Source organism: Pseudoclavibacter sp. RFBI5 (assembly GCF_002931395.1).
Lineage (GTDB): Bacteria > Actinomycetota > Actinomycetes > Actinomycetales > Microbacteriaceae > Pseudoclavibacter.
Map to the genome: position 1 here is coordinate 54,752 of NZ_PSYA01000015.1, position 17,076 is coordinate 71,827.

Below are 17,076 nucleotides of genomic sequence, written 5' to 3' on the forward strand. Positions count from 1 at the left end.
CGAGCACGCTGTCTCTCTCATGAGCACACTCGCAACAACACCCGGGAGCGGTGCCGCTGTCAGCAGCGGCACCGCCTCCGCGGCGCCCCGCAGCTCGGGCCGGGCCACGCTCGACGGGGTGCACGGGCTGTCGCTGGCGCTCTGGGTCGCCGTCGCCGCGGTTGTCCTCGTGCCCATCGGCGCGATCCTCGTGCTCGCGGCCGGCGGTTCCCAGCTGCACGTTCTCTGGCAGGCCGACGTCGTCGAGGCCGCGACGAACAGCCTCGTCTCGGCGGGCGCATCCGCGCTCGGTGCCGTCGCGGTCGGCACGGCGCTCGCGGTGCTGCTCGATCGCACCGACCTCGCCGGCCGTCGCGGCCTGCGTCTCCTCGCGCTCACGCCGCTGCTCGTGCCGCCGTTCGTGGGCGCGATCGCGTGGCTCGGCATCGCGGGCCCGACGAGCCCCGTGAACCTGTGGTGGACGCAGGCGTTCGGCGGCCCGCTCTGGTCGATCTACGGCGCCGACGGAGTGATCCTGCTCCTCACGGTGCACAGCTACCCGATCGCGATGCTCATCGTCTCGGCTGCCCTGCGCCGGGTGCCGTCCGACCTCGAGCAGGCGGCGCGCATCGCCGGGGCCAGCCCGGCACGCAGCGTCTTCACGATCACGGTGCCGCTCCTGCGGCCCGCACTGCTGTCGTCGTTCGTGCTCATCGCCGTCGGCAACCTCGCCGACTTCGGGATCCCCTCCATCATCGGCCTCCCCGAGCAGTACACGACCCTCGCGACGCTCGTCTACCGCTACCTGCAGTCGGGCACCGTGGATGAGCCGCTCGCGGTCGTCGCGACCATCGGGGTCGTCCTGCTGGTGCTCGCCCTCGCGGCGCTTGTCGTCGACTTCGTCATCGGCAGGAGTCGCTGGGAGCTCGACTCGTCGTCGTCGGCGCCGCAGCTCCTGCCGCTCGGGCGGGGGCGCGTCCCCACTTCCGTGGTGACGTGGGTGCTTGTGCTCACCGTCACGGTGCTGCCACTGCTCGCCCTGCTGCAGCAGTCGCTGCTCCGAGCGCCCGGCCTCGCCTTCACCCCGGAGAACCTGACGCTCGACAACGTCGTGAAGGCTGTGACTTCGGCCAACGCGGTCAAGGGGGCCACGAACTCGGTGATGCTGGCGGTGCTCGCGGGCCTCGTCTGCGGGCTCCTCGGCCTCGGCATCGCGGTGCTCGCCACCCGAACGCGGATGCGCGGCAGCGGCCCGCTTCGGGCGCTCGCCATGCTGCCGCAGGCGGTTCCCGGCATCGTCATCGCCGTCGCGTGGCTTGTCCTCGCACCGCACATCGGCCTGTTCAACACGCCGTGGCTCATCCTGTGCGCCTACATCACGTCGTTCACGGCGCTGGTCGTGCAGGCCGTGGCGGCGCCGCTCGCGAGCACCCCGGCGAGTGCCGAGGAGGCCGCGAGGATCGGCGGAGCCGGGCGGATGCGCGCCCTCTTCGACATCTCGAGCCGCATGGCGGCGCCCGCCGCGATCTCCGGGGCGGTGCTCGTCGCCGTCACCGCGGTGCGCGAGCTGACGCTCTCCGTGCTGCTCCTCTCACCGGGGTCGCAGACCCTCGGCGTCGCGATCTTCAACCTGCAGCAGGCGGGGGCATTCAACACGGCGGCTGCGTTGTCGCTCATCGTGGCGCTCCTCGGCGTCGCCGTCATCGGCATCGCCACGCGGGCGCCGAAGTAGCACCGCTCGGTCTCGCTGACTCCTGCCTCGATCGCGCCTGACTCGCTGACCCCTGCCTCGCTCATCCCTCGCTCCAGTCCGTGCCGGCTGCGCTCCCAGCGCCAGCCGCTCTCCCGTCCCGTTCGATCTCCCAGAAGGGCACCCCGTGGCATCCGTCACCCTCGACTCAGTCTCCGTCCGCTTCCCGAGCGGCACCGTCGGCCTCGACGACATCGACCTCGCGCTGCGTGACGGCGAGTTCCTCGCGCTCGTCGGGCCCTCGGGGTCGGGCAAGACAACGCTCCTGCGCACGATCGCGGGGTTCCAGGCGCCCACCACGGGGCAGGTGAGCATCGGCGATCGGGTGGTTGCGGGGTCCGGGGCGACGGTGCCGCCGGAGGCCCGCGAGCTCGGCATGGTGTTCCAGCAGCACGCCGTTTGGCCGCACTGTAACGTCGGACGCAACGTCGACTATCCGCTGCGCCGCGCGCGAGTCGAGAAGGCGGAGCGCATCCGCCGCGTCGACGAGGTGCTCGACATGGTGGGGCTCACGGGGTTCGCGAAGCGCAACCCGGCGACGCTCTCCGGCGGGCAGCGGCAGCGTGTGGCGATCGCGCGCGCACTCGTGGCGCGACCGCGGGTGCTGCTGCTCGACGAGGCGCTGTCCGCGCTGGACGAGCCGCTGCGGGACAGTCTCCGGCTCGAGCTGCACACCCTCACGCGTGAGCTCGGCCTGACGGTGGTGCACGTCACCCACGACCGCTCCGAGGCCCTCGCCCTCGCCGACCGGGTGGCCGTGCTCGACGGTGGGCGCATCCAGCAGCTCGGCACGCCGGAGGAGCTCGTCACGCGGCCCGCCTCGCCGTTCATCGCGAAGTTCCTCTCCGACGCGACGATCGTCGACGGCGCGATGGTCTCTGGTGCGGCCGGGTTCGCAGCGGATGCACACCCGCTGCGCGTGGAACAGGCTCGGCTCGACTTCGGGGAGCGGGGCAGTGAGAGTGCGGTGCAGGCGGCCATCCTCCCGAGCGATGTCGAGGTGCAGGTCGAGGTCCAGGGGGCCGAGGCCGGCCGAGACGATGCTGCCCTCGCGACGGTCAGGTCGGCGCTCTTCACCACGGAAGGCAGCGACCTCGTGCTCGACTGGGCCGGCCTGCGGCTGCGTGCGCGGACGCGCGGAGTTCGCCCCAGGGTCGGCGACCTGGTCGTCGTGCGTATCGCGCGGGCCCGCGTCTACGGCGTAGCCCCGGAGCCTGCTGCCGCCGACCCCGGCGCCAGCACGGACGCTCGCTCGGATGCTCGAACTTCCGCCGACGGCACGCTCGCCGGCACGTTCGCGCGGACCTCAGCGTGACGCTCGCCCTCGTGCGGCATGGCCGCACCGCCTGGAACCTGGAGCGTCGGCTGCAGGGGCGCAGCGACATCGAGCTCGACGCGCATGGCGAACTGCAGGCGCACGCCGCCGGTCGGCTCCTGGCGCGGGCGCGGTGGGGGAGCGTGATCACGTCTCCGCTGACGCGCGCGGCGCAGACGGCGGCGATCGTCGGCTCGCACCTCGGCGTTCCCGAACCCGCGGTCGAGCCCGGACTGCTCGAGCGCGACTTCGGTCGGGCTGAGGGGATGCAGGTGGCTGAGGCCGCCGAGCGCTGGCCGGGCGGGGACTACCCCGGTTCGGAGACGGCGGCACAGCTCGCGGAACGGGCGGGCGCGGCCCTCACCGCCCTGCTCGGGGCTCCCGGCACGGCGGTTGTCGTGAGCCACGGCGTCTTCCTCCGGGCAGGGATCGAAGCTGTCACCGGGGCGACGTGCCCGCGCATCCTGAACGGGCAGGTGGTGCTGCTCGAGCCGGCGGCCGGTCGGCCGACGGCGCGCTTCCTCGGGGAATAGCTCGAACCTCGGCGACCGCTCGCCCCCACCGCCCTGACGATCGGGTCGCGGCGCCCTGGTTACAGTGGATTCCGTGGCCCACGACTCTGCAGCGACCTCCGCCCGCGATCACATGCGGAAGCGCGTCGATGTCCGGTACATCCGCCACGGCGAGGTCCGCGCGCGCGTCTCGACGATCGGCGCCGACGGCGACCGCGCCTTCGTGCTCATCGCGGGCATCGGCGTCGCCTCGAACTACTACGAGAACCTCGCTCCCGGCCTCGGCGAGTTCGGGCCAGTCCACGCCCTCGACCTGCCGGGGTTCGCGGGCGTCCCGTACCCGAAGCGGCCCATGAGCATCCAGCGGTACGCGGCCGTGGTCGGCACCGTCATCGACGAGCTCGGACTCGAGGACCCCGTGCTCGTCGGCCACTCGATGGGAACGCAGGTGGTGTCCGAGCTGGCCTCGCAGCGGCCCGAGCTGAGCACGGTCGTGCTCATCGGGCCCGTCACGAACCCGCGCGAGCGGTCGCTCCCCAAGCTCGCGTTCCGCTTCCTCGAGTCGTCCGCGCGCGAGCCGTTCCGTGTGGCGATGCTCGCCACGGGCGCGTACCTGCTGTGCGGGTTCCGCTGGTTCTCCGCCGTGCTGCCGCGGATGATGCGCTACCGGATCGAGGACGTCCTGCCGCGCATCCAAGCCCACACGCTGCTCATCCGGGGCGAGCACGACTCGCTCGTGCCGCGCCAGTGGCTGCGCGACATGGAACGCCTCCTGCCTCACGCCTCCACGTGGGAGATCGAGGGTGCCGCGCACTCCGTCATGTACGACCACGCGAAGGGCGTCGCTGAGCTCTGCGTCGACCATGCCAGGGACCCCTTCGACACCCGCGGAGCCGATGGGGCGGGGCGAAGCGGGACGGCTGCGCCCGCCGGTGAGGGTGACGCCGGTTCCGTCGTCGACGCCGAGGCCGCCGCAGCAGCGGCCGCCGGCGAACTCGTGCAGCTCGCCGACGAGGATGCCCGCAACCGTCGAGTGCACGTCACCCCGCGCCTCGTGCTGCAGGTGCTGCGCTCGCGGTGGAACGAGTTCTTCGCGAGCGCGGACAACCGCCCGCGGGACATCGCGGAAGCCAAGACCGAGCACTTCCGGGCGCAGGTGGAAGCGTTCCGCGACGCCGAGCTGCGCGAGGTGCGCGACGAGCGCGAGACTGGCCAGCCGACGCGTTGACCCGCGTTCCGGCCGGCGCCGGGCCTGGGGCTGGGTTCAGGCCTGGGGCTGGGTCTGGGCCGGGGGCTACGCCAGCGTCAGGCCCCGGTGCGCCCCGTCGGCTGGGCGGGTCCGAGCACGGCGTCCAGGAGTCGCTGGATGCTGGCCTCGCTCGACTCGGTCCTGCTCAGGGCTCGGAGCAGGAGCGCGCCGATGATGGCTTCGCCGATCTCCTCGAGGCGCGCATCCGGTGCCAGCTGGCCGTGCGCGATGGCGATCTGGAAGCGTTCCGTGAGGGATCGGCTGGCGCCGAGGCTCTCGTGGAGTCGCCTGCCGATGTCCTCGTTCTCGACGGATGCGGCGATGAGCGAGCGCACGAGCAGCTCGCCCTGTGGTTGGCCGAGGAGCGCGAGGACTGCGCCGAGCCAGGCCGTGAGGTCGTCCCGAAGCTCGCCCGTGTTGGGCACGGTGAAGCGGTTGGGGAAGAGCTGCCCCTGGAGGAGGCAGTCGGAGACGAGGGCTCCCTTGGAGGGCCACCAGCGGTAGATGGTCTGCTTCGAGACGCCGGCCTCCGAGGCGACTCCCTCCATGGTGAGGCGCTCGTAGCCGCGTTCGGCGAAGAGCTTCGACGTGGCTTCGAGTACCGCGACGCGGGCGGCCTCGCTGCGCACCGGGCCCTGCTTGTGGCCGGTGGTCGCGCGTTCCTCGACACCGGCGTCTCGCTCTGACATGACGGCCATCATATTCACAAACTGAGTAGACGAGACGTTGCGTATGATCTAGGGCGGCGCCCCTCGAGCAGTCGGGTCGGTTCGGGCGCCGCAACGAGTGTGCGCGCATGATCCTGCGCGTCGAGAGGATGCTGATGGCCGAACTGCTGTACCGCCTGGGGACCTTCGCGACCCGCCGAGTGTGGGTTGTCGTGGGGGCGTGGCTGGTGATCTTGGGGCTCGCCGTCGGCGGGTTCCTCATCGGCTTCAAGGGGCTCTCGTCGAGCTTCGACGTGCCTGGCACGGCCTCGGGCGAGGTCATCTCGGAACTCGAGGAGCAGCTGCCGGCGTTCGCAGGCGCATCCGGCACCGTCGTGTATTCCACGGAGGACGGGTCGGCGCTGACGGAGGCGCAGCGGGCTGACATCAGCTCCGTGATCGCCGACCGTGGCGACCTCACCGACGTGGCCGATGTCATCGACCCGTTCTCGGCGACGGCCGAGCTGGAGGGCCAGGCGGCGCAGGTCGAGAGCGGCCGCACGCAGATCGCCGACGGGCAGGCGCAGCTCGACGCGGGCCAGGCGCAGCTGGACGGCGGCAAGGCGCAGCTCGACGCGGCGCAGGCGCAGCTGGATGCGGCGAAGCAGCAGCTCGAGGCGGCCGGGAACCCGGCGGCGCAGCTCGAGGCGCTCGAGGCTCAGCAGGCGCAGCTCGACACGCAGGTGCAGGCGATCGCCGATCAGCAGGCCACTCTGGATGCGTCGCAGGCTGAGATCGACACGCAGCTGCAGCAGCTGGAGAACGGCGCGAAGCTCGTCGATCTCTCGGATGGCATCAGCCTCGTCTCGGAGGATGGCTCGACGGCGATCGTCAACGTCTCGTTCACGGAGCCTCGCCTCGAGTTGAGCGAGGACGCGAAGCAGGGCGTCATCGAGTACTTCGAAGCGCACCCCGTCGACGGGGTGAACGTGGCGTTCTCGACGGATATCGCGCAGAGCGTCCCGCAGATCTTCGGCATCGGCGAGGCGATCGGCCTCGTGTTCGCGGCCATCGTGCTGCTCGTGCTGCTCGGGTCGGCGCTCGCCGCATCCCTGCCGATCCTGACGGCGCTCGTGGGCGTCGCGATCGGCGTCGTCAGCGTGCTCGCGTTCTCCGGCGTCGTGCAGATGGCGTCGGTCACCCCTGTCCTCGGCATCATGCTGGGGCTCGCGGTCGGCATCGACTACTCGCTGTTCATCGTGAACCGGCACCGCAAGCAGCTCATGCAGGGCATGGACGTGCGCGAGTCGATCGGGCTCGCGAACGGCACCGCCGGCAACGCGGTCGTGTTCGCCGGTGCGACGGTCATCGTGGCCCTCCTCGCCTTGAACGTGACGGGCATCCCCTTCCTCGGACTCATGGGCACGGCCGGCGCGGTGTGCGTCCTGATCGCGGTGCTCATCGCCGTCACCCTCACGCCGGCGCTGCTGGGAAAGCTCGGGATGCGAGTGCTGAACAAGCGCAGGCGGGCGCACATCCGCAAGCTGCACGGCACCGGCCCGGAAGGGGCGGCGAGCGGAGGTGTCGGCGTCGTGACGGGTCAGGTGCGGGCAGCCCACGCTCAACCGTTGAAGGCCATGCCGACGTGGCGGGCCATCGTGACGGTGCTCGCCGGGGTTGCGGTGCTGCTGACGGTCGCGATTCCCGCGCTGTCGATGCGGGTCGGCCTGCCCGACGGTTCGTCGGAGCCTGAGGAGTCGGCGTCGTACCAGGCGTTCACGATCACCGAGGAGCAGTTCGGGGCCGGCGCGACCGGTCCGCTGCTGGTCACGGCCACGCTTCCCGAGGGGCTCGACGATGCTGGCGTGCTCGACAAGCAGGTGCTCGTCGGCGAGAAGCTCGCTTCGCTCGACGACGTCACCGCGGTCGCCCCGATCGGCGTCTCGGACAACAAGAGCCTCACGGCGTTCCAGGTGATCCCGGCGGAGGGGCCGAACAGCGTCTCCACCGAGCAGCTCGTCGGCGAGCTCCGCGCTCTGCCCGAGATCGAAGACGGCATCACGCTCGGCGTCGCCGGGCAGGCGGCCATCAACATCGACATCTCCGAGGGGCTCAACTCGGTGCTGCCCCTCTACATCGCGCTCGTCGTGGGCCTGTCGCTGCTCATCATGATTCTCGTGTTCCGGTCGATCCTCGTGCCGCTCATCGCGACGGGCGGGTTCATCCTGTCGCTGTTCGCGACCTACGGGGCCGTGGTCGCGGTCTTCCAGTGGGGGTGGTTCGCGGACCTCATCGGCTTGCACGCGACAGGCCCGATCCTGAGCTTCCTGCCGGTCATCCTCGTCGGCATCCTCTTCGGACTCGCCATGGACTACCAGCTGTTCCTCGCCTCCGGGATGCGTGAGGCGTACGTGCACGGGGCGGAGGCACGGGTCGCTGTCGTGCAGGGCTTCCGGGCCGGCCGAGCCGTCGTGGTCGCCGCGGCGCTCATCATGGTGTCCGTGTTCGGCGGGTTCGTGTTCGCCGAATCGACAATGATCCGGTCCATCGGGTTCGGGCTCGCGTTCGGTGTGCTCCTCGACGCGTTCATCGTGCGCATGCTCATCATGCCGTCGCTCATGCACCTCCTCGGGAAGTCAGCCTGGTGGCTGCCGAAGTGGCTCGACAAGATCATGCCGAACGTCGATGTCGAAGGCGCCGCGCTGGAACGCAAGCACCCCGCGCACTAGCGGGACAGGTTCACGCACCGAGCTGCTACCCCGCACGCTGACGTTGAAAACGTCGGCGTTGCGGGGTCGCGGCGTTGCGTGAGGCAGCTGTCGATGGCGTGGTCGTGGTTGTGGTTGTGGCTATGGGCGTGGGCTTCAGCGCTCGCGCAGTGCCTCGTCCATGTCGGCCGTCTCAACGGGGCTGCCCGGGCCGTACTTGAGCAGCACGCATCCGCGCCCCGATGCGACGGGCGGTTCGAGGAGGCTCAGCCCGAGAGGTGGTCCATCGTCCGGGAAGAGTCGCTTTCCTGCGCCCAGGACCACCGGATACACCCACAGGTTCAGCACGTCGAAGAGCCCCTCCCGCACCAGCGTCTGGGCGAAGTCGACGCTCCCGATCACGTGGATGCTGTTGTGGCGGTCCCGGAGGGCGGACACCTCCGCCGCAAGATCGGCGCCCACACGATGCGATGCCGCCCAGGGCAAGTCGGGGGTGCCGCGGGACGCCACGTACTTCGGGATCCTGTTGAAGACCGCGGCGATGCCATCGGACGGGCCATCCGCGTAGTGCGGCCAGTACGCCGCGAAGATGTCGTACGTCTTGCGGCCCAGCAGCAGCGCATCCATGGTCCGCACACCACTCTCGACCTGCTCGCCCTCCGCCTCGTCCATGAGCGGCGCCTGCCAACCCCCGAACCTGAACCCACCCTCCGGATCCTCCTCCGGCCCACCCGGCGCCTGCTGCACCCCATCCAGGGTCGTGAAGAGGTCGATGATGATCTGACCGGCCATGGCGTCTCCTTTGATCGCAGGTGTGGTCGTCCTGAATTCGCTGAAGCCGTTGAGTTGGCTCAGCCCAGTGAGTTGACTCAGCCCAGTGAGTTGACTGAGCTCAGTGAGTTGACTGAGCCGTCTCCTTCGTCAACGTCGTCGGCCTGCTCGATCTTGCGGACGTTGGAGAAGCCGCGGGTGTCATCGCGCTCGTTTCTCCCTCAATGTACGACGAGCTCCAAAGCTCCTCCATGCGAGCCAGGTGGGAATCCGAGGGGCGCTCAGGGACAACAGATGGGATGGGCGCCTGGCTCGGTCACGAGGGATCGTCGGGTCTCAGGCGAGCCAGCCGGACTCAGAAGGGCGGCGGATCGTCCGGCGAGTCCGAACGTTCTCCCCGAGAGGTCTCGGCGCGCAGCTGGTCGCCACCTCCCTCGTCGCCCCGTTGCCCGGTTGGACGAAATTCAGGTTGCCACCGACTCGTTGCCCCCGACTCGATGGCCGCCTTCTTCGCCGCGCGCTCCCTCCTGAACTCCTCGAGGAAGCCAAGCTTCGGGAACCGCGACCGCAGGTCGTCCTCGTCCTCGCGCCTGGCCTTGTCCTCGTCCTCGTGCCTGGCCTTGTCCTCGTCCTCGTGCCTGTCCTCGTCCCTGTCTTCGCGCTCGCACTCGTGTTCCCCTGGGCAGTGCTCGTGGCGAGCGCGGATCGGGTCGCGAACGTCGCTGACGTCGCCCACTTGTGCTGCGTCGCCCGCGTCCTCAAGGTCGCCGCCACCGCCACCAACCTCCTCAAGGTCGCCGCCACCGACCGCGCGCTGAGCAGCGGCGGTGTCGTCGGCGCGGCCAGAGCTGCGTGAGTCGCCGAGGCCCGGAGCGGTCGACGGGAGGGCGACTTGGCCGCCGCTGTCGGTACTGGGTTGGGTGGCGCTCGACTGCTCGCCGCGGTCAGGGTTCGGAAGTGCGGTGAGCCGGCCGAACTGCACTGGGGCGTCGCGGAAGACGAAACCGCTGGGAGATCGCCACTCGTAGACGCCATCGGGCAGCTGTCGTACCTCCCAATCACCGTGGTGCTTGCCCGTGTGGTGGCCTCCACAGAGGTGGCCGAGGTTCGCAAGACTCGTCGGGCCGCCCTCCTCCCAAGCCTTCGTGTGGTCGATGTCACAGCGGCTCGCCGGCATCATGCATCCCACGAAACGGCAGCGACCATCGCGGACAGCGATTCGGCGGCGCATCGCACTCGTCGGCCGGTACGTATCGACCTCGACCAGCGTGCCCTTGAGGGGATCCGTGAAGATGCGCTCGAACTCGGGCGCCGCGTCGGTGAGGCGCCGCACCTCCGCAGTCGGAACAGGGGTGTAGCCGTTCAGAAGGGCAGGACCGGGGTTCCCCCGGCGTGCAGCATCTCCGCGGTCTCCGCGGTCTGTGCGGTCGGGGCTGCCTGGGCTGCCTGTCCGGGCTGCGCCGGCTGTGCCATCGGTGCCGGCTGTGCCATCGGTGCCGACCGTGCCGTCTGCGCCGTCCGTGCTGGCTGCTGCGTCTCTACCGACTCTGTACCCGGTGGGTGCGAGCAGCGTCTCAGCCGGAATGACGATCGAGATCTTCGCCTTGATCGGAGCCCTGCCCCGCAACTCCTCCGGCGTCGCGCGAAGGAAGCTGTCGGAGAGCACATCCGCGCGCACCTCGTCCAGCGAACGGGGCTCAGAATGCGGATCGTCGCCTCTGCTCCCGGCGTCCAGCGCACTGGCTGGCTCACTGTCGCAACCATCGGCGTGGCCGTTGGCAGGACCTTGGGGGTCTCCGTTGGCTCGTGCCTCGCCTTGACCGTCGGCTCGTGCCTCGCCTTGACCGTCGGCGTCGGCGTCGTTGCCGGTCGGGTGCGCGTCGGCGCGTTCCTTTGCGGCCCGTCGCTCGCCGTCGCTGATGACGAGCGCCTGCCTTGTCGTCCGGTCGAAGATCGCCACGAGCTTCGCGTAGGAGTCGATGACCGACAGCTCGCCGAGGCCGTCCTCGAGCTGCGAGAGCGTCACCCGTCGGGTACGGCGGGCCCTCTCGAAGCGCTCATCGAGTGACTCCTCGGTCAATTCCTCGGCGACCCGCTCCGCGAAGGACTTGATTCGACCGGGGGTCGTCGAGACGGCCTTCTCGAGCACCACGCGCGCAAAGTGCTCTCGGCGACGCTCGAGCTCAGCAGGGTCGGGATGCGTGATGCGCAGACCCGCGTCGACGATCACCAGTGCATGCGCGCGGCTGATGACCCCGGCCTTCATCGCCTCCTGAACGGGCTCGAAACGATTGGCGATCGCATCCGCTCGACCGAATTCGATCTGCACCGACCGCTGCGACCTGCCCGACACTGCCGCGATCTCGGACGCGAGCGACCGCACCTCCAGGGCGGGACTCGAGGTGCCAGCGAGCTCGTCGCCCCGGAGCCCCAGCTCGAGCGCCCGAGCATGCAGCTCTGTTTGCTCGCCGTGGAGCCGATTCAGGTGCCGCTGGTTGTCGGCGAGGGCGAGCACAAGCAGCGCTCGCCGCGCGCCGCGCGTGCGATCTTCGGCGCGCTGGCAGGCGTCGTCGACGACGCCCTGCTCGACACCGAGCCCGGCCGCGAGACGCCGGCGCATCTCACGAAGCCGAGCCGCGCGACCAGGCGCTGCGGCCCGCGGAGCCTCGTTGTCGATCGGTTCGTTCTGCATACCTGCATCGTCTCCCGAACCACCGACATTCTGTGATTGGCGTGTCACTTCTTTCGCCGCGCACCGCAGCGCACCGCAGCGCTCACTGCGCATCCCGCGGCGCCGTCCGCGACGAGCCGCGGCCAGAGCCGGCCCGCCGCGGCGCCGAACACAGCCTCCGTACGCTCGCTCCGGTTAGCGTTGCCGCATGACAACACCGGCGACGGCCCCGACGCTCGAGATCCAGCGGACGCTCTGGGTGTGGTGCGGCGTCTACGTGTCCGCCTGGATCAGCGGGTTGCTCGTCGGCGCCCCAGACATCACCCCGGCCGACAGCTCAGCCGCCGTCGCCGAGGCCTACGCGACCTCGCCGAGCGTGCTCGTCAACGCCGCCCTCGTGCACGGCCTAGCAGCCGTCGCCCTCTACGGCATGTCCACGCTGCTCGGCAGCCAGCGGCTGCGCAGGGCCACGCGAGGCGCGGGCCTCGCGACCCTCGTGCTCTCGCTCATCCAGCTCGCCGGCGAAGCACTCCTCACCTTCGGGCTCGCCTCCGACGCCTCCTCACCGCTGCTGGGGCTCGACTCCGGGCAGGTCTGGGCCACCATCCAGGTCGTCGACGGCATCAAGATGCTCGCTCTCGCCGCGCTCGTGCTGGTTGTCCTGCTCGGCCAGGTCCGCCGCCCCGTCTGGGCGACGCTCGTCAGCGGAGCGACCATCGTCGCGCTCCTCGCCTCAGCCGCCGGCTTCCTCACCCTGAGCGCACCGCTCATGACCGCTGCCTACGTCGCGCTGCCGCTCCTCCTCATCTGGGCCGTCGTCGCCGCGCTCCGCTTCGGGACGCCCGCAGCCGTGCCAGGCGACGCGCAGCTGGTCTAGCGTCTGCCGGCACTTCACCCCAAGCCCGACGCCAGGTCAGAGCTGCAGCAAGGGCCCACGACACGAGGGCCCGACGCAGCGCCCTACGACCGGATCGCGTCGATCACGTTGCTGCGCGTCGCGATGACCGCCGGGATGAACCCGGCGAGCAGGCCGACTCCGACGCTCACGACGATGCCGAGCACCGCCGCATCCACCGGGAACGGCACCGAATCGGTGAGACCCAGCCCGCCCGTGATCGCCCCCTGCACAAGCGGGTTCTGCAACGTCACGATCGCGCACCCGATGCCCACGATCCCTGCGAGCAGCGTGCCCACGACGCTCTCCAGCAGGATCGAGAAGAACACTCGGCCACCGGTGGCGCCGAACGACCGCCGGATGCCGATCTCCCGCACCCGCTGCTTCACCGTCACGATCGACAGGTTCACGAAGCCGATCGTGCCGACAAGCAGCACGATGCCGCCGACCGCGGTCACGAGGATCTGCACGGCAAGGAACGGGTCCTCACCCCAGGCCAGGTAGTCGGTGCGCTGCGCGTCGACCGCGCCTCCCTCTCCAAGCGCCGCCTTCAGGTCGCGCACGATCTGGCTCGATAGCTCCTCGTGGTTCTCGAGCGGCAGCCACAGCTCGTAGGTCGGGAACGTCGCAGTGGCCCCCTCGTCGCCGTCCATCGACGGCGGACCGTAGGCGCCGCCCATCATCATCCCGCCCATCATGCCGCCGCCCGCGCTGGCCCCGAGGAGATGCTGGGCGTCGCTCAGCACGTACATCTGCTCTGGGTAGTCCGGGTAGATGTTGGCGGAGACGCCGACGACCACAGCCGTCGTCGGCGCAGCTCCCGCGACCTGCAGCGTCGGATGCTCGGCCACAGACGGGTTGCCCAACCGGTTCCACATGGTCTCGTTGATGACGACCGCGGGAGCCAATCGGTCAGCGTCGTCCGACGTCAGCCACGACCCCTCGATGAGCTTCACCCGATGCATCTCGCCGTACGCCGGATCGACGATCGTGGACTCGACGTCCGCGACACCGTCGACGAACTGGATGCGCGTCATGGCGGACCCCGACGTCGACTGGTAGGTGATGCCGTACCGCTCGATCGCAGCCTTGTAGGCCGCCTCGTAGATAGCGACCTTGTCGTCGGTCGCCGCACTGCTCACCATCAGCTGGTAGCTCGCGGGGCGCCCGCTGGATCGTTCGGAGATCTCGATCGACGACTGCCGTGTGATCGACCCGAGCCCTGTGACCGCGACGATCGCGAACACGGCGATGCCGATGCCGACCAGCGCGAGCGTCACCCGAACGCGGTGCACTCGCAGCTCGTCCCACGCTTCGATGAAGGCGCCGGCGATCTGCGTGAACCAGCTCATGCGGGTGCTCCTTCGGCGGGCACGACGGCCGGTTTCGAGGGTGCGAGCAGGCCAGCGTCGAGGCGCAGCATCCGGTCGGCCCTGGCCGCGACGCTCTCATCGTGCGTGATCGTGACGAGCGCGGCCCCGGTCTCCTTCGAGATGTCGGCGAGCAACGTCATGACGCGGGCGCCGGTCTCGACGTCGAGCGCACCGGTCGGCTCGTCGGCGAGGATCACCCGCGGGCGCCGGACGATTGCGCGCGCGATCGCGACGCGCTGCTGCTCCCCGCCGGACAGTCGAGTCGGCAGCGAGTCGAGACGATGGTCGAGTCCCACATCGGTGAGCGCTTCCCTGGCGAGAGCGTCACGCCGCCAGAAGGAGCTGTCGCGGGCGTAGAGGAGCGGCATGGCCACGTTCTCCGTCGCCGTGCGCCCCTCGAGCAGGTTGAACTGCTGGAACACGAAGCCGATCTGAGCACCCCGCATCCGGTCGCGCGCCCGCAGGCGCAGGGCGGCGGTGGGTTTGCCGTCGAAGAGGAGCTCCCCGCTCGTCGGCGCGTCCAGCAGGCCCAGGATGTTCAGCAGCGTCGACTTGCCCGACCCGGACCGCCCGACGATCGAGAGGTGCTCGCCCTCCTCGATCTGCAGGTTCACGCCGCGCAGGATGTGGAGTTCGCTGTCGTCGGCGGCCCGCACCGACTTCGAGATTTCGCGGAGCTCGATGAACGCCACGTCAGCCGCCCAGCATCCCGCAGATCTCTGCGCCGCTCATCGGGTCGATGTAGCACTCTTCCGGGCTCGCCTGGTCGGCGCCGGGCACGAACTCGAGCACGATGTCGGTCTCGGTGACGCCTTCAGCGATCTGCACGAGCGTGCCGTCGGTGAGGCCGAGCTTCACGGGCCGCTCCTCGATCGCACCGTCAGCGCCCTGCACGAAGACGACCCCGGTCTCCGCCTGCCCCTTCACCGCCGTGATCGGCAGGGTGAGCACGTTCTCGGCGACGCCTCCGTGCAGCACGACGTTCGCCTCCAGGCCGGGGAACACCGTGACCTCGGCGGGAACCTTGCACGTGACCGTCGTCGTGTCGGTCGTCTCAGCTGCACCGGATGCGCCGCTCGGGTCCTCCGCGGCGCTGCTGCTCTTCGCCGCGGCACCAGAGGCGATGCGGAGCTCGGTGCACGTGAAGGGGGCTGGGCCCGCCGTGATCGTGACCTGCGCATCCGCTGGCGTCGTCGCCAGACGGTACAGCTGGGCCGGTGGGATGGTGCCCTTCACGATGAAGCTCGCCGGGGTGATCGAGACGGGAGCCTCGCCCACCGTCACCTGCTGCTGCTCGATGAGGTTGAGCTTCGTGATGGTGCCGGCCGTCGGGGCGACGATCTCGTTCCACTCGTACTCGGGCTCGACCGCGGGAGCCGCCTGCGGCTCGCCGCTCGCCTCCGGTGACGACGGTGCTGCTGCCGTCGGGGTCTTCTCGTTGCGGATGGCGGCGATCACATCGCCCGCCTCGACTCGCGCGCCCTGCGTCACGTACACCGTGTCGATCGTGCCCATCATGGGCACCTTCGCGTCGACGGCCGGCGACTCCTGCACGTTCGCCGTCAACGTGACGTCGTTCGTGATCGTGCCGAGCACGGGACTGATGACGGGTTCGACGACCTGACCCGTGGGCAGCGCTGCCGACTCCTCGGGGGCCGAGCTGAAGAACGCGATCTTGACGAGTGCGACGGCGATCACAGCCACGAGAGCGATCTTGATGCCGGGCCAGATCCATGACTTCCACACGCGCACGCCGATCCCCATTCTGTCCACGCCACCGAGTCGCGACGAGTTCTCCGAGATAAGGGTTGCCTTTCCCATGGCCGCCCCAGCGCACAACGTAGCAGGAGCCAACGACATCGCCCGCCCCCGTCCTGGACCCGGACCCGGCCCCCCTGCCACAATGAGACGTGACCACTTCACCCCAAGACCTCGGCCTGCTCCTCGACGTGGACGGCCCCATCGCGAGCCCCGTGACCCGCACGATCGCGATCCAGAGCATCCTCGACGACCTCGTCACCCTCGCCGCGGCGGGGGTTCCCATCGCGTTCATCACGGGACGCTCCGAGGAGTTCATCCGCGAACGCGTCATCGAGCCGCTCTTCGAGAACGGCCTCGCCGACGCGCTGCGTCAGCCGGGAGCCCGCATGTTCGGGGTCTACGAGAAGGGCGGAACATGGTCGGCGATTTCACCCGAAGGGATGAGCGAGCTGCAGATCGATGAGTCGGTCGTGCCGCCCTCCGCGTACATCGCCGCGATCCGCGAACTCGGCGAGGGCGAGTTCAGCGATGTCCTCTTCTTCGACGAGACGAAGAAGGCCATGATCTCTGTCGAGCAGCGCACCGATGTCAGCTCGGCCGCGTACCTCGAGCGGCAGAAGGCCTTCGACGATGCCGCGTTCGAGCTCGCCGTGCAGCAGGGTGTCGGCATGCGCCACGGCGACCGCGAGGCGCCGGATGCGCAGGGCCTCGTTCCGTTCCGCATCGACCCGACGATCATCTCCACCGACATCGAGTCCGTGAACCTCGACAAGGACCACGGTGCGCGGCGAGCGCTCGCCGAGTTTGCGGCGGCCGGTGCGCTGCCCAAGCGCTGGCGTTCGGTCGGCGACTCCCGCAGCGACTACAAGATGGCCGACGAGCTGCATGCGACGGGCTACGACACGGCGCACGTCGATGTCCGGCCCGCTGACGGGATCCTCGAGAAGGAGTACGACGTCGTGACGTTCGGCGACCTCATCCACGACGACGCCGGGGCAGCGTTCCTGCGCGAGTGCGTGCGCGAGCTGGGGCTCGACGGCTAGGCAGTGCGGAGCGCGCGTGCGCGGGCGCAGTCAGGCCTGGGCCTGGATCCGCCAGAGTGAGCGGATGCAGAATCTGGGAGAGCGAAAAGGCATTCGTCAAGCGGTCGCCGTGATCGGTGCGAGTGTCGTCCTGCTCGTCGTGACGACCGTCCTGCTCGTGCCGCACTCATGGACCAGCATCTGCATGTTGTCAGGCTCCGAGTCCGACGGCAGCTTCGACCTCGGTTCGCTCATCGGCTTCGGCGTGCAGCTCGGCAGCTGCTCGACGGCCTGGACGTCACTCGTCGGCATCCCCACCGGCTACGTGCTCTGGGGTGGCGTGCAGCTCGTGATCATCGCCGCGGCCCTCGCGGTGCAGGCGTCGCTGCTGAGTCGCCGGCGCTGAGCTGAGCGCTCAGCTCA

General features: G+C 69.9%; 14 protein-coding genes. 8 read left to right on the forward strand and 6 right to left on the reverse strand.

The genetic code is table 11. The features are described 5' to 3' along the window. Positions 1-19 precede the first annotated feature (19 nt). The 4 genes from C5E06_RS17525 to C5E06_RS17540 all read left to right on the forward strand — a co-directional run bounded on the left by C5E06_RS17525 (position 20) and on the right by C5E06_RS17540 (position 4,784). Complete coding sequence (locus tag C5E06_RS17525) at positions 20-1,711, forward strand: iron ABC transporter permease (protein WP_104244516.1); 1,692 nt, start codon at positions 20-22, stop codon at positions 1,709-1,711. A gap of 145 nt (positions 1,712-1,856) precedes the next feature. Continuing rightward, on the forward strand, positions 1,857-3,044 hold the full coding sequence (locus C5E06_RS17530; RefSeq protein WP_104307708.1) for an ABC transporter ATP-binding protein: 1,188 nt from the start codon (positions 1,857-1,859) through the stop codon (positions 3,042-3,044). After that, positions 3,041-3,577, forward strand: a complete 537-nt coding sequence (locus C5E06_RS17535; RefSeq protein ID WP_181063024.1) for a histidine phosphatase family protein — start codon at positions 3,041-3,043, stop codon at positions 3,575-3,577. Before C5E06_RS17530 ends, C5E06_RS17535 begins: the two co-directional genes overlap by 4 nt. A 73-nt stretch (positions 3,578-3,650) precedes the next feature. Then, a complete protein-coding gene (locus C5E06_RS17540) occupies positions 3,651-4,784 on the forward strand; it encodes an alpha/beta fold hydrolase (RefSeq protein ID WP_258067747.1) in 1,134 nt (377 codons plus the stop codon). 77 nt (positions 4,785-4,861) lie between these two features. On the opposite strand, the gene C5E06_RS17545 is transcribed toward C5E06_RS17540, so the two are convergent. Then, positions 4,862-5,494 carry a TetR/AcrR family transcriptional regulator gene (locus tag C5E06_RS17545; RefSeq protein WP_104244553.1) on the reverse strand — a complete coding sequence of 211 codons (633 nt, stop codon included), beginning with the start codon at positions 5,492-5,494 and terminating at the stop codon, positions 4,862-4,864. Between the two features lie 134 nt (positions 5,495-5,628). Here C5E06_RS17545 and C5E06_RS17550 point away from each other — a divergent pair, with 134 nt between their 5' ends. After that, positions 5,629-8,181, forward strand: a complete 2,553-nt coding sequence (locus tag C5E06_RS17550; RefSeq protein WP_104307740.1) for an MMPL family transporter — start codon at positions 5,629-5,631, stop codon at positions 8,179-8,181. 135 nt (positions 8,182-8,316) lie between these two features. Here the strand turns inward: C5E06_RS17550 and C5E06_RS17555 are convergent, their stop codons facing one another. Together C5E06_RS17555 and C5E06_RS19435 are read right to left on the reverse strand one after the other, a co-directional pair. Continuing rightward, positions 8,317-8,952 (reverse strand): dihydrofolate reductase family protein, encoded by a 636-nt coding sequence (locus tag C5E06_RS17555; protein ID WP_104307710.1) that lies wholly within the window; start codon positions 8,950-8,952, stop codon positions 8,317-8,319. Between the two features lie 334 nt (positions 8,953-9,286). Beyond that, positions 9,287-11,623, reverse strand: coding sequence for an HNH endonuclease (locus C5E06_RS19435; protein ID WP_181063025.1), 2,337 nt, complete (start codon positions 11,621-11,623; stop codon positions 9,287-9,289). 187 nt (positions 11,624-11,810) lie between these two features. Here C5E06_RS19435 and C5E06_RS17575 point away from each other — a divergent pair, with 187 nt between their 5' ends. Beyond that, entirely contained in the window at positions 11,811-12,479 is a 669-nt protein-coding gene (locus C5E06_RS17575) for a hypothetical protein (protein ID WP_104307714.1), read from the forward strand. 83 nt (positions 12,480-12,562) lie between these two features. Here C5E06_RS17575 and C5E06_RS17580 read toward each other — a convergent pair whose 3' ends face one another. From C5E06_RS17580 to C5E06_RS17590, 3 genes are read right to left on the reverse strand one after another with little or no spacing between them, the layout of a single operon-like run. Continuing rightward, entirely contained in the window at positions 12,563-13,849 is a 1,287-nt protein-coding gene (locus C5E06_RS17580; RefSeq protein WP_104307715.1) for an ABC transporter permease, read from the reverse strand. After that, positions 13,846-14,562, reverse strand: coding sequence for an ABC transporter ATP-binding protein (locus C5E06_RS17585; RefSeq protein ID WP_104244534.1), 717 nt, complete (start codon positions 14,560-14,562; stop codon positions 13,846-13,848). Before C5E06_RS17585 ends, C5E06_RS17580 begins: the two co-directional genes overlap by 4 nt. Position 14,563: 1 nt before the next feature. Next, positions 14,564-15,634, reverse strand: coding sequence for a biotin/lipoyl-binding protein (locus tag C5E06_RS17590; RefSeq protein WP_228497100.1), 1,071 nt, complete (start codon positions 15,632-15,634; stop codon positions 14,564-14,566). Between the two features lie 146 nt (positions 15,635-15,780). Here C5E06_RS17590 and C5E06_RS17595 point away from each other — a divergent pair, with 146 nt between their 5' ends. Further along, positions 15,781-16,674, forward strand: a complete 894-nt coding sequence (locus C5E06_RS17595) for a hypothetical protein (protein ID WP_104244538.1) — start codon at positions 15,781-15,783, stop codon at positions 16,672-16,674. Between the two features lie 109 nt (positions 16,675-16,783). Continuing rightward, on the forward strand, positions 16,784-17,059 hold the full coding sequence (locus tag C5E06_RS17600) for a hypothetical protein (RefSeq protein ID WP_104244540.1): 276 nt from the start codon (positions 16,784-16,786) through the stop codon (positions 17,057-17,059). The last annotated feature ends 17 nt before the right edge of the window (positions 17,060-17,076 follow it).